We start from the raw sequence: 12,475 nt of genomic DNA on the forward strand, positions 1-12,475 counted from the left end.
GGCCCTTGCTCTCCTCCTTGAGGCTCCCCGGCGCACGGGGCATCCCCCGCGCCCGCGGCGCTCGGCGCGCCGCCAAGGCAGCCCCCGCCGAGGCGAGGCCGCGCCGCGTCCGGCTCTGGGCGACGATGCTCGTCGCCGCCCTGGCGACGCTCGGCCCCATCCTCGAGGGGACGCTCGGCGACGGGCTCGGGTGGACCGTCGGCCTCGTGGTCCTGATGCTCGCCCCGTCGCTCGCCCGCGCCGGCGGTCCCCGCTTCCATCCGCTGGATCCGGAGACGTACGTGCCGGCCACGTACTTCCTCAGCGTCGCTTACACGCCCGTCCTGCGGCTGCTCATGTCCACCGGACTCCATCTGTCGAGCCGTGACGAGGCGGCCATGGAGGTAGCCTACGTCGGCGCAGCCGGATGCGCGCTCGTGTGCACCGCCCTGAGCCGGGCCCCCGAAGCGCCGAACCTCGAGCGCCTGGTGCCGATGCACAACCCGAAGGCGATCCTGGACCAGGACTGGGGGACAATGGCGGCCGGAGCGCTCGGGATCGGGCTCGTATTCGCGTGGATCGCCTCGATCGGCCTGGGGAGGTTCTTCTCGCTGAGCTACGGGGCCACCCACCTGGAAGGGCATGGCAAGGGCCTGTTGATCGCCGGCTGGTACCTGATCCAGATCGCGGCCGTCTATTTTTTTCTCCGGATCGCGTCGCTCCGCAAGGCCCGCCTGCGGGTCCCGATGACGGTGTACGTCGCCGGGACGCTGCTCCTCATGACCTTCCTGCTCAACACGGCGACGGGACGGCGAGGCCCTCTCATCTTTGCGATCCTCTCCGTCGGGCTCGGGTTGCATGCCTTCGGTGTCCAGATCCGGCGCCTGTGGCTGGCCATCGGCATGGTGTGCGTCCTCTTCTACGGCATCGCGATGGACGGCGCCCGGTTCAAGCAGGGCAGCGGGCTCGACGCGCAGATCGAGTCAGCGGTGCTGCGCCTCGATCAGACAGAGAACGTGCTGGAGATCGGCGAGCTCCAGCGCGTCTACGATAACCTCGTCAACATCGTGAACGAGAGGCCTCCCCTCGTAGCTTACCCGGGCGAGAGCTGGATCAACGCCATCCTCATCCTGGTGCCCAAGCCGATCTGGCACGAACGGCCGCTCGCGCTATCGGAGCGCTATGTCATGTGGATGGATCCTGACTTTGCGCGCCACGGCGGCGGCTTCGCCATGAGCGCCGCCACCGAGGGATACCTGAACCTCGGCTTCCTCGGCACGTTCCTCCAGATCTCGGTGATGAGCGCCGTCTTCTTCATGCTGCCGCTCCTCATGGCAGCCGCGCGCGATACGCCGCTGTTCGGCCGTGCGACCGCCGTGTGCCTCGCCTCGTTCGCGTACTACCAGTTCCGGGGCGAGCTCAGCTCCCTGCTCAAGATCACGCTCACGCTGGGGGCCGCGATGCTCGTGGGGGTCCTGATGGCCTCGGTCGCCAAGCACGTGCGGCACAAGCTCTCTGCAATGGGTACAGTGCGCCATGGATCTGAGCGGCCCCTGCGCCAAGCACGCCTCGGCCAGCCGTCGTCGAGCCAGTAGGGTCCCCGCGCTGCCGTCCGGCGACCGACCGACGGCCTCGCCTCGCGACGAGGCCGCGGCGGCCGCGGACGCGAACGGCTCCACCAAGAGAACGGCCGAACGAACCCCCAACGAGAACCTGGCCTGAAGCGCCACGCGGACCATGCGCATCCTTTACGTCTCCCCTTACTTCCCGCCCGAGCCGGGCGCCCCCGCGGCGCGCGTATCGGAGCTCGCCCGAGCCTGGCGCCGCACCGGGCACGAAGTCACCGTCCTCACAGGCCTTCCGAACCACCCGACCGGGGTCGTCCCGCCGGAGTATCGAGGTCGGCTCCGCATCGAGGAGGACTTCCATGGAGTGCGGGTCCTCCGCACGTGGATCTACGCCGCCCCCAACCGGGGCAAGGTGCGTCGCTCGCTCGCGTACGGCTCGTTCGCCGCTTCCGCCCTCACGCTCGCGCAGCGCGCGTTGCCCCCGAGCGACGTGCTCATCGCGACGAGCCCCCACTTTCTCACGGCCGTGGCCGGCTACGGGCTCGCCAGGCTCCGCCGGCTGCCGTTCGTGTTCGAGGTGCGCGACCTCTGGCCCGAGTCCATCGTGGCCGTGGGCGCCCTCCCGGCAGGGCATCCGGTCGTGCAGGGGCTCACCATCGTCGAAGAGCAGCTCTACCGGGCGGCCGACGAGATCGTCGTCGTCACGCAGAGCTTCCGCGAGCGCCTCGTCGCCCGAGGCGTGCCCGCCGACAAGATCGAGGTCGTCCGCAACGGCGTGGATCTCGGTCGTTTCACGCCGTCGCCGCGCGACACGCCGCTCCGGGCGAAGCTCGACCTCGGGGACCGCCTCGTCGTGGCGTACGTCGGCACGCACGGGATGGCGCACGGCCTCTCCGCGGTGCTCGAGGTGGCGAGAGGCCTGCTCGCGCGCGACGACATTCGCTTCCTGTTCGTCGGAGAAGGGGCGGAGCGGGCGAGCCTGGAAGCGCGCGCGCGTGAGCTCGGGCTCACCAACGCGACGTTCCTCGGCGCGCTCCCGCGCGACGCGATCACCGAGGTGTACGCCACCGCCGATATCTGCCTCGTTCCCCTGCGCAAGACCGAGCTCTTCGGGACCGTGATCCCCTCCAAGATCTTCGAGATCCTCGCCATGGCGCGCCCGGTCGTGATCTCGGTCGACGGCGAGGCACGGGCGATCGTCGAGGAGGCGCGCGCCGGCATCTTTGCTCCGCCCGAGGACGTGCCGGCCATGACCCGGGCCATCGTCGAGCTCGCGTCCGATGCCGACAGGCGGAGGCGCATGGGCGAAGCGGGGCGGTCCTACGTCATCCGTTCGTTCGATCGCGACGCCCTCGCGCGCGACTACATCGAGGTGCTGGAGCGCGTGGTCCTTCGCTCGGGCTCTCGCGGAGATCAGCGGAGAAGCAGGCCATGAACCTCCCGCGGGTCGCCCGCACCGTGGCGCAGCTCCACCCCGTTCAGGTGCTCGCCCGTCCGATCGCGCTCGGTCAGCGCGCGCTCGGCAAGGTGCCCACCGCGGCGCGGCCTCCGCGCCTCCGCCCCGGCTTCGCCCCGCCGAGCGCGCGCTTCGCGGCCTTCGCGGACGCCGAGAGAGCGCGCGGCGGCGCGCGCCTGGCCGCGATTCCCGAGGGGTCGCTGCTGCATGCGTACGAGCGCGCCTACGGTTATGAGCTCGGGGCCGACCCCACGCTCCAGGCCCCGGGCACGTGGGACGCCCCCATCGCGTCGCATCCCTTCCCCGCCTCGGTGCGCGCCCGCCGGCTTGCGGTCGCCGCGCGCCTCGGGCGCCCTGGGCTCTCGGCCGAGCTGGCGCGCGCTTGTCGGGCCGTCGCGCTCGGCCTCGAGCTGCACCTGCTCGCCAACCACCTGCTGGAGAATGCCATCGGGCTCGTGTGCGGCGGCGCGGTCACCCACGGGTTCGAGGCCGAGGCGTGGTGGACGCTCGGCTCGGCGCTCCTCGCCTGGCAGCTTCCGGAGCAGTTCCTGGACGACGGTGGGCACTTCGAGCTCTCCGTCTCGTACCACCTCGCGCTGATAGCCGGGCTGCTCGAGGCGATCGAGCTCACGCAGGCGTCGGGGCGCGAGGTGCCCGAGCTCTGGCGGACGACGGCGCGGAGGGCGCTGTCATGGGCCGCCGCTGTCCGCGCTCCGGACGGCACCTACCCCCTGTTCAACGACGCCGCGCTCGACGCCGCGCCCGAACTCGATCGCGTCCTCGGCCTCGGCGCGGAGCTCGGCCTGTTCGAGCCGGCCCGAGCGCCCGGCGCAGCGCTGGACGACGGGGCCTCGCTCCAGCATCTCGCCGCGACCGGCTGGGTGATCCTGCGGTCCGGCGCTCGGGCCTGGCTCGCGTTCGACGCGGGGGCGGACGGGGCCTCGTATCAGCCCGGCCACGTGCACGCCGACGCGCTCACGTTCGAGCTGTGGCTCGGGGGCGAGCGCGCTGTCGTCGACTACGGCGTCTCCAGCTACAAGGCGGATCGCGACCGGGGGGAGACCCGGGCCACGCGCGCGCACAACACGATAGAGCTCGGCGGCGCCGACTCGAGCGAGGTGTGGAGCGCCTTCCGCGTCGGCCGCCGGGCGCGCGCCGAGGTGCGCCGGATCGAGCAGGCCCGCGCGCATGTCGCCGTGGAGGCCGAGCACAACGGATACCGGTTCCTCCCCGGGGCCCCCGTGCATCGACGGGTCCTCGAGCTCTCCGAGCGCGAGCTCGCGATCCACGACGAGATCCTCGGCGGCCGGACGAGCGCGTGCTCCCGGCTCAGGCTCGACGAAGCCACCTGGCGGAGCCAGTCGATCGCGATCGAGGGCAGGGGGCTCACGCCGGACCGGAGCTCGGGTGTCTGGTTCCCCTGCTTCCGGCAGCCGCGGGCGGCGGTGGTCTTCTCGGGGAGCGGCCAGGTACGGGGTGGCTGGCGCGGCGGGTTTCGCATCCGGTGGTGACCGCTCCTCGCCGGGAGCGCCGGGCGCCGCGACGACCTCGCGTCCCCGCGCGAGGGCCGCGCTTCACTCGCGCACGAGGCTGCCCGTGAGCGTGATGCGGAACGGCGCGAGCGCCTCGACCTTGTCGAGCAGCAGGTGCAGCGCCAGCGCTGCCTGGTGGAAGCCGGGGAAGAACACCGTATAGCTCGGGTGATCGACCCCCGTATAGAGCTTGTCCACGCGGAAGCCTGTCGCCTTCGCGATGCGGCGCACGGCCCACACGGTGTTCATGCGGAAGTAGGTCTGGTACGGCTTGGGGTTGTTGCTGCCGTTCGACGCGCGCAGCATGCCCACATAAAAATCGTGGAACCACTGCGGCGTCAGGTGCGTCGCGAGCCCCGAATACGACAGGAGATTGGGCGCCGTGAACACGAATCGCCCGCCTGGACGCAGGAGCCGGTGCGCCTCGCGCAGCACCGCCTCCGGCCTCTCGAGGTGCTCGAGCAGGTGGTCCGCCGCGATCGCATCGGCGCAGCCGTCCGGCAGCGGGACCGACTCGCCGAACGCGCAAACGTGCTTTGGCGCCGGGTTGCGCGCGAGCGCCTGCTCGTCCGGATCGACGGCGTAGATGGTCTTCCCGTCGAGCGGCACGGTCGCCACCTTGCCGAACCACAGCGGCCCGCAGCCGAGGTGGATCACGTCCTTCGCGGGAAGGACCGCCTCGTCCACGAGCCCCTGGTAGGCCTTCCAGTAATGCTCGCGATCCGTCAATTTGTAATAAAGCGCGTTCGTCTTTGTATTGAAGTCGACGGCTTTACGGATGATCTCCACGTTCTCTCCTAGGTCGTTCGTCCATCTGGCCTGGCGGCGCGAGCCCGCCAGCCGCTGGAGGAAGGGCTCAAACCACCGACAGGCGCCCCTGGGGAAGCGGCTCGAGCGTGCGCGAGGACGGCCGGCGCAGCAGCAGCCGCTCCGCCGAATCCGCCACGAGCTGCAGCAGCATGTCCGCCTGCGGGCTGACCGCGCTCTCCTCGCTGTCCCAGCGGAACCGCAGCTCGACGGTCTCGCCGGCGAGCTCGATCACGAACACCGCGACGACCGCCTCACGGAGCTGCAGCGGCGTCGCCGTGTCCCGCGTCCAGGTCCAGGGCTTCACACGCGCGTTGCCGTTCGCCCCCTTGGAGCTCACTTCCATGGCCAAGAGCCGCGCCTCTGCCGCGAAGCGCTCGAGCACCGCGCGCAGCCGCTCGGGGCCGCTCGCGGTCTCGATCTCGAGCAGCGCCCGCGGCACCGCGCGGCGCAGCGCCTCCACGACCATCTCGCGCGGGCGCTTGGCGGCGGCGGGGCGCGCCCCGAAGAGCGCGAACGAGCCCGCCGCGCGCACCACCATGAAGAGCACCGCGCTGCAGGCCAGCAGCGCGAAGCCGATCTCGTGCGAGCGGCCGACGTACGCCACCAGCGCGACTACGGTGAAGAGCAGGCTCAGCCCGTAGAGGATCAGCACGGCGCCGCGGTGCGAGTGGCCTTTGTCGAGCAGCTTGTGATGGATATGCGACCGGTCCGCCGAGAAGATCGGCCTGCGGGCGATGAAGCGCCGCACCATCGCCGAGATCATGTCGAAGATCGGCAGGCCCAACGCGAGCAGCGGCACGAGGACCGCGAGCGCGGTGCCGCCCTTGTGCGTGCCCACGCCGAAGAGCGGGATCGCCGCGAGCATGAACCCGAGGAACATGCTCCCGGTGTCGCCCATGAAGATCGTCGCCGGGTGGAAGTTGTGGAACAGGAATCCGACGATCGCGCCGGCGAGCGTCGCCGCGAGCAGGCAAATCACAAGGTTGCCCGGGTAGCCGCCCAGGTATGCGGTGATGAAGTTGGCGACGCACGCGAAGAAGCCCACCCCCGCAGCGAGCCCGTCGAGCCCGTCGATCAGGTTGACGGCATTGATGATCGCGACGAACCAAGGGATTGTCACGAGGAAGGACAGCGGCCAGAAGGAGACGTGGCCGAAGTATGGCAGCGTCACACACTCGAGGCGGAGCCCGAAAGCCCACGCGAGCGAGGCTGCGAGGATCTGCGCGAGCAGCTTGTGCCGGGCGCGCATTCCCTTGATGTCATCCCAGGCGCCCGCCGCCGCGATCGTCAGCCCGCCAGCCAACAGGCCGACCACCAGCGAGTGCTGCGTGAACCACTGAAGCGCGATCTGCGTCTGCAGCGCCACGAGAATGAAGAGAGGCAGTATGAAGCCTGCCACGATGGCGAGCCCGCCCAGGCGCGGGATGCATCGGGTGTGCACGCGGCGCGCGGTCGGCTCATCCACCGCCCCCACGGTGAGCGCCAAACGGCGCACGAGCGGCGTCGTCGCCCAGGAGAGCACCAGCGCAAGGATGACCGCAGTGAGCGTACTTACCATCGCTCTCCTTCCCTTGGGGAGTCCCGCCCCCCTTTGGTGCAGCGCGGAGCGCGATATTCATAGCCCGTCATCATAAAATGCCAGAAAAAGCCTTCGTCGATGTGCCCCTACTACCCCATGCAAGCGCCTGAGACAACCGGCGAGCAAGGTACGGACACAAGTGTGAGACGCGAGTCAGTAAAACCCCTAGTAAGCTAACCTTCCGTCATGGTGAGAGATCGCACATTTTACATTTACACTGTAATTATTCAAGCTCAAGGGCGTTCCCGGTGGCCTGTTGAGCGGAAAAATGCGGCCCTGGTGCCCACCGATTACCGTGTTGTCGCGCGGCTCGTGGGCAGCCGACTCGCACTCAGACGTGCTGTTCGCTCGAGCTCCGGCGGTCTCCGGCGGTCTGTGGCTCGAGTACAAAGCGCCTCACCGTTCGTCACAGGTGCGATGCGCAGCAACGAGCTGCCCGTGACGGCCGTGTTCGAGTCGCTCCCTCCTCCACGGCGCCGTTGGCCCGGAGGATGCCTGTGTCGAGCTCAGCAGCACCAGCCCGCCATAGGCATCCTTGCCGCGCCCCAGAAACGGTTCTTCCCGGGGTGCCTCTTCGGTTGCGAAGAGCCCGTCAGAGCATGACACATCATGGCTCGACCCATGAGGCGGAGTCCCGGCCCGCCGCGCCGTCGCGCCGCGCCCCCGCGGGGCATGGAGCGCGCGTGCCGCAGCGGCTCGCCGATCAACGCCAGCAGCGCGCCCCGGGGCAGTGTATAGGAGCGAGCTCCATCGCGCCAGCGCGCGCCGATGGGCACTGGACAGGTAGGTTCGAGGAGAGTCGGCATGCGTCAGGTATCTCAGAGTTATCGGACGGGGAAGCTCGCGGTGGTGGACACCGCGGCGCCCCGCGCGCCCGCGGGCGGCGTCCTGGTGGACACGACGGTCTCGCTGATCTCGGCCGGCACGGAGCGCGCCATCGTCGACATGGCCCGCAAGAACCTGATCGCGAAGGCCAAGGAGCGGCCGGACCTCGTCGCGAAGGTCATCGACAAGGCGAAGCGCGAGGGCGTGCTGGCCGCCTTCGACGCCGTGCGCACCAAGCTCGACAACCCCATCCCGCTCGGCTACTCGCTCGCAGGCCGCGTGGCGGCCGTGGGCGCCGGGACGGCGGGCTTCGCGCGCGGCGACCGCGTCGCGTGCGCTGGCGCGGGCATCGCCAACCACGCCGAGGTCAACGCGGTCCCGCTGAACCTCGTGGTGCCGGTGCCGGACGGCGTCACGGACGAGGAGGCCTCGTTCGTGACCGTGGGCGCGATCGCGCTGCACGGCGTGCGGCTCGCCCGGCCCACGCTGGGCGCGAGCGTGGCGGTGATCGGCCTCGGGCTGCTCGGGCAGATCGCGGTGCAGCTGCTCGCGGCGCACGGCTGCGACGTCATCGGCATCGACATCGATCCGGCCAAGGTCGAGCGCGCCAAGGCGCGCGGCGCGGTGGCCGGCGCGGTGCCCTCGCGCGAGGACCCGATCGAGGTCGTCCGCGCGTTCACCCAGGGGCGCGGCGCCGACGCGGTGGTGATCACCGCCTCGTCGCCGACGAACGAGCCGCTCGTCACCGCGGGCGAGCTCGCGCGCGATCGCGCGCGCATCGTGATGGTCGGGCTGATGCCGATCGACGTGCCGCGCAAAACCTACTTCGACAAGGAGCTCGAGCTCGTCGTCTCGCGCAGCTACGGCCCCGGCCGCTACGACCCCGACTACGAGGAGCGCGGCCGCGACTACCCGATCGGCTACGTGCGCTGGACCGAGCGCCGCAACTTCGAGGCGGTGCTGCGCGCGATCGAGACAAAGCGGCTCGACGTGCAGAGCCTCGTGACGCACCGCTTCGCCTTCGAGGACGCGCTCGACGCGTACGCGGTGGTGACCGGCGAGCGGCGGGAGCCTCACCTGGGCGTGCTGCTGACCTACCCCGCCGGCCGCGCGGAGCAGCCCGCGACGGTGGCGACGGCGGCGACGCACGCGCGGCGCGACCGGTCCACGCTCGGGGTAGCGATGGTGGGCACCGGCGCGTTCGCGTCGAGCGTGCTGCTGCCAGCCCTCGCGAAGACCGCCGGCGCGAAGCTCGTGGCGACCGTATCGGGCCGCGGGCTCTCCGCGCGGCACGCGGCGGACCGCTTCGGCGCCGCCCACGTGCTGGCCGATCTCGACGGCGCGCTGGCGCTGCCCGACGTCGACGCCGTGATGATCGCCACGCGGCACGCGGGCCACGCGGCGCAGGCCGCGAGGGCGCTCGCCTCGGGCCGGGACGTGTTCCTGGAGAAGCCCGCCGCGATCAGCGAGGACCAGCTCGCCGAGCTCGCGCAGGCCGTCGCGGGCGCGAAGGGCCGCCTGCAGGTGGGGTACAACCGCCGCTTCGCGCCCTTCGCCATCGCGGTGCGGGAGGCGTTCGCCCAGCGGCGCGCGGGGCTCGTCATGGTCGCGCGCATCAACGCGGGCCGCGTCCCCGGCACGAGCTGGATCGCGGACACGGCCGAGAGCGGAGGGCGCATCGTCGGCGAGGGCTGCCACTTCGTCGACCTCTTCTCGTACTGGGCGAACGCCGAGCCGGTCCGGGTGAGCGCGCACGCCATCGGCGCCGAGGGGGCGTACCACCGCGACGACAACGTCATCGTCACCCTGACCTTCGGCGACGGCAGCGTGGGGACGCTGATCTACACGTCGATGGGAGATCCCAGCGTTCCCAAGGAGAGCTACGAGGTGCTCTGCGAGGGCAAGGTCGCGCAGCTCCACGACTGGCGCGCGCTCTCGCTGACCGAGCGCGGCAAGACCCGCACGACGCGCGCGCTGAAGGCCGACAAGGGCCACGCGGCGCAGATCGAGGCGTTCGTGCGGGCGTGCAACGCCGGAGCGCCGAGCCCGATCCCCTGGAACAGCATCGAGGCGACGACGCGCGCGACCTTCGCGATCGAGCGAGCGCGTGAGGACAACACGAGCGTCGAGCTGTAGCGCCCGCCGGCCCACCGTCGCGCCCGGCGTCCCGCATCGCCCTCCACCACGGCGCCACGCCGCTACGTCGGCGCCAGTACAAGCCGGTTGACAGCCTCCGTCCAGCGCCCTAGAAGGTCCGCAACCCTCACGCATACGTAAGGGTCAGGGTTTCAACCTGGCGCAGCGCACCTATGACGACACGGCACCACCTTCCTGTCGCGCACGAGCAGAGCACCGGCGGGTCCATCCTGTCAGGTACGTCCAGAACGGATGCGCTCGGGGGTTGCGCTGAGGCCGAGGAGGACGATCGCCTCCTCCAGGTGGGCGATATCGCCAAGGCGACCGGGAAGACGGTGCGGGCCATCCACCACTACGAGGAGGTGGGGCTGCTCACGCCGCACGCCCGCTCCAAGGGGCGCTACCGGCTCTACGACCACGCCGCCCTCAGCCGGGTCCGGTGGATCGGCAAGCTCCACGACCTCGGCCTGTCGCTGAGCCAGATCCAGCAGATCGTCTCGACCTGGGAGGCGTCCTCGTCGGCCCCCGGCGCGATGTCGCGGATCCGGGACGTTTACCAGCAGAAGCTGGAAGAGGTGCGGGAGCAGATCGCGCACCTCGAGAACCTCCAGCACGAGCTCGTCGCGAGCCTCGCCTACCTCGACACCTGCGAGACGTGCGACCCGGCAGAGCTCGTCGCCGCCTGCACGAACTGCAATCTTCACGACAAGAGCAAGGCTGAGCCCGAGCTCGTCGCCGGGATCCGCGGCGGCAATGGGCATTGCCGCCAGGGCTCGAATCACCGCTGAGCGAGAACATCATGGCCATCCAACTTCCGATCTACATGGACTACCACGCGACGACGCCTGTCGATCCGCGTGTCCTCGACGCCATGCTGCCGTACTTCAACAGCAAGTTCGGCAACGCCGCGAGCCGGAGCCACGTCTTCGGCTGGACCGCCGAGGAGGCCGTCGGCCACGCTCGCGAGACGCTCGCCAGGTTCATCGGCGCCTCGAACCCCAAGGAGATCGTCTTCACCTCCGGGGCGACCGAGAGCGACAACATCGCCATCAAGGGGGTCGCCGAGTTCTACAAGGACAAGGGCAACCACATCATCACGAGCGTGATCGAGCACAAGGCGGTGCTCGACACCTGCAAGCGGCTCGAGAAGCAGGGCTACGAGGTCACCTATCTCAAGGTCGACAAGTACGGGATGGTCGATCCGGACGACGTCGCCAGGGCGATCACCGACAAGACGATCCTCGTCTCGATCATGCTCGCCAACAACGAGGTGGGCACGGTCCAGCCCATCGCCGAGATCGGCAAGATCACGAGGGCGAAGAGCATCCTCTTCCACAGCGACGCGGTGCAGGGGGTCGGTAAAATCCCCTTCAACGTCGAGCAGATGGGGGTCGACCTCGCGTCGGTGACGGCCCACAAGATCTACGGGCCGAAGGGCATCGGCTGCCTGTATGTGCGCAGGTCGAAGCCGCGCGTCCGCATCACGTCGCAGATGGATGGCGGCGGCCACGAGTTCGGCATGCGGTCCGGCACGCTCAACGTGCCCGGCATCGTCGGGTTCGCCAGGGCCGCCGAGATCCTCATCGAGGAGGGCGAGGCGGAGTCGGCGCGCATCCTGTCGCTACGCGAGCGGCTCCGGGCCCGGCTCTGGAAGGAGCTCGACGCCATCCAGCTGAACGGCTCGCCCGATCGGCGGCTGCCGGGCAACCTCAACGTGTCGTTCAGCTTCGTCGAGGGCGAGGCCATGATGATGGCAATCAAGGACGTGGCGGTCTCCAGCGGCTCGGCGTGCACGAGCGCCAGCCTGGAGCCCTCCTATGTCCTGCACGCGATGGGCATCGGCGACGACCTCGCCCACTCGTCCATCCGCTTCGGGCTCGGGCGCTTCACCACCGAGGCGGAGGTCGATTACGTCGCTGACCTCGTGATCGCCAAGGTGAACAAGCTGCGCGACATGTCGCCGCTCTACGAGATGCACAAAGAGGGGATCGACCTCAACAGCGTGCAGTGGGCGGCCCACTGAGGCGCGGCGCGGACAGCGCCGACCCGGCAGAGCAAGGTTTCGAGACGAAAGGAAACGGTCGAGGAGAGAGCCATGGCATACAGCGATAAGGTCATCGAGCACTACGAGAACCCCCTGAACGTCGGCACGCTCGACAAGAATGACGAGCACGTCGGCACCGGGCTCGTCGGCGCTCCGGCCTGCGGCGACGTCATGCGCTTGCAGATCAAGGTCGGCGAGGGCGGCGTCATCGAGGACGCGAAGTTCAAGACGTTCGGCTGCGGTTCGGCCATCGCGTCGTCGTCGCTCGCGACCGAGTGGCTGAAGGGCAAGACGATCGACGAGGCGGAGACGATCAAGAACAGCATGATCGCCGAGGAGCTCCACCTGCCGCCGGTGAAGATCCATTGCTCGGTCCTCGCCGAGGACGCGATCAAGAGCGCGATCGCCGACTTCCGGGCCAAGCAGCAGGCGAAGAGGGAGCTCACCGGCGCGGCGCCCTCAAGCGTCGCCAAGAGCACCGCGTCGGCGAGCGCGGAGTAACAGCACCGGCTCCGGGGCGGAGGCGGCCCGGAGCACCGCAGAGGG

General features: G+C 70.0%; 9 protein-coding genes. 7 read left to right on the plus strand and 2 right to left on the minus strand.

Going from position 1 to position 12,475, the window contains the following annotated elements:
* Positions 1-5: 5 nt before the first annotated feature.
* The 3 genes from WMF28_RS36325 (at position 6) to WMF28_RS36335 (ending at position 4,514) form a co-directional block, all read left to right on the plus strand.
* Complete coding sequence (locus WMF28_RS36325; protein WP_437598122.1) at positions 6-1,574, plus strand: O-antigen polymerase; 1,569 nt, start codon at positions 6-8, stop codon at positions 1,572-1,574.
* 142 nt (positions 1,575-1,716) lie between these two features.
* Positions 1,717-2,982: a glycosyltransferase family 4 protein gene (locus tag WMF28_RS36330; protein ID WP_437598123.1), complete on the plus strand. Its 1,266-nt coding sequence runs from the start codon at positions 1,717-1,719 to the stop codon at positions 2,980-2,982.
* Positions 2,979-4,514, plus strand: a complete 1,536-nt coding sequence (locus WMF28_RS36335) for a heparinase II/III domain-containing protein (protein WP_437598124.1) — start codon at positions 2,979-2,981, stop codon at positions 4,512-4,514. Before WMF28_RS36330 ends, WMF28_RS36335 begins: the two co-directional genes overlap by 4 nt.
* A gap of 63 nt (positions 4,515-4,577) precedes the next feature.
* On the opposite strand, the gene WMF28_RS36340 is transcribed toward WMF28_RS36335, so the two are convergent.
* Both WMF28_RS36340 and WMF28_RS36345 read right to left on the minus strand, forming a co-directional pair.
* The gene (locus WMF28_RS36340; protein WP_437598125.1) at positions 4,578-5,324 is read right to left on the minus strand and encodes a class I SAM-dependent methyltransferase; all 747 of its coding nucleotides are present in this window, start codon (positions 5,322-5,324) and stop codon (positions 4,578-4,580) included.
* 67 nt (positions 5,325-5,391) lie between these two features.
* The gene (locus WMF28_RS36345) at positions 5,392-6,903 is read right to left on the minus strand and encodes a glycosyltransferase family 4 protein (RefSeq protein WP_437598126.1); all 1,512 of its coding nucleotides are present in this window, start codon (positions 6,901-6,903) and stop codon (positions 5,392-5,394) included.
* A gap of 825 nt (positions 6,904-7,728) precedes the next feature.
* Between WMF28_RS36345 and WMF28_RS36350 the strand changes: the two genes are divergently transcribed.
* The 4 genes from WMF28_RS36350 (at position 7,729) to iscU (ending at position 12,430) form a co-directional block, all read left to right on the plus strand.
* A complete protein-coding gene (locus tag WMF28_RS36350; protein WP_437598127.1) occupies positions 7,729-9,885 on the plus strand; it encodes a bi-domain-containing oxidoreductase in 2,157 nt (718 codons plus the stop codon).
* Between the two features lie 173 nt (positions 9,886-10,058).
* Entirely contained in the window at positions 10,059-10,673 is a 615-nt protein-coding gene (locus WMF28_RS36355; protein ID WP_437598128.1) for a MerR family transcriptional regulator, read from the plus strand.
* A 17-nt stretch (positions 10,674-10,690) separates the two neighbouring features.
* Positions 10,691-11,908 (plus strand): IscS subfamily cysteine desulfurase, encoded by a 1,218-nt coding sequence (locus tag WMF28_RS36360; protein WP_437604343.1) that lies wholly within the window; start codon positions 10,691-10,693, stop codon positions 11,906-11,908.
* A gap of 72 nt (positions 11,909-11,980) precedes the next feature.
* Positions 11,981-12,430 carry a Fe-S cluster assembly scaffold IscU gene (gene iscU, locus WMF28_RS36365; protein ID WP_437598129.1) on the plus strand — a complete coding sequence of 150 codons (450 nt, stop codon included), beginning with the start codon at positions 11,981-11,983 and terminating at the stop codon, positions 12,428-12,430.
* Positions 12,431-12,475: the final 45 nt, after the last annotated feature.

The organism is Sorangium sp. So ce590, assembly GCF_051521365.1.
Taxonomy (GTDB): domain Bacteria; phylum Myxococcota_A; class Polyangia; order Polyangiales; family Polyangiaceae; genus Sorangium.

Bases quoted from the DNA above. Each gene is read 5' to 3' on its own strand.
- WMF28_RS36330 (WP_437598123.1), top strand. From the start codon at position 1,717: ATGCGCATCCTTTACGTCTCCCCTTACTTCCCGCCCGAGCCGGGCGCC.
- WMF28_RS36335 (WP_437598124.1), top strand. From the start codon at position 2,979: ATGAACCTCCCGCGGGTCGCCCGCACCGTGGCGCAGCTCCACCCCGTT.
- WMF28_RS36345 (WP_437598126.1), bottom strand. From the start codon at position 6,903: ATGGTAAGTACGCTCACTGCGGTCATCCTTGCGCTGGTGCTCTCCTGG.
- WMF28_RS36350 (WP_437598127.1), top strand. From the start codon at position 7,729: ATGCGTCAGGTATCTCAGAGTTATCGGACGGGGAAGCTCGCGGTGGTG.
- WMF28_RS36355 (WP_437598128.1), top strand. From the start codon at position 10,059: ATGACGACACGGCACCACCTTCCTGTCGCGCACGAGCAGAGCACCGGC.
- iscU (WP_437598129.1), top strand. From the start codon at position 11,981: ATGGCATACAGCGATAAGGTCATCGAGCACTACGAGAACCCCCTGAAC.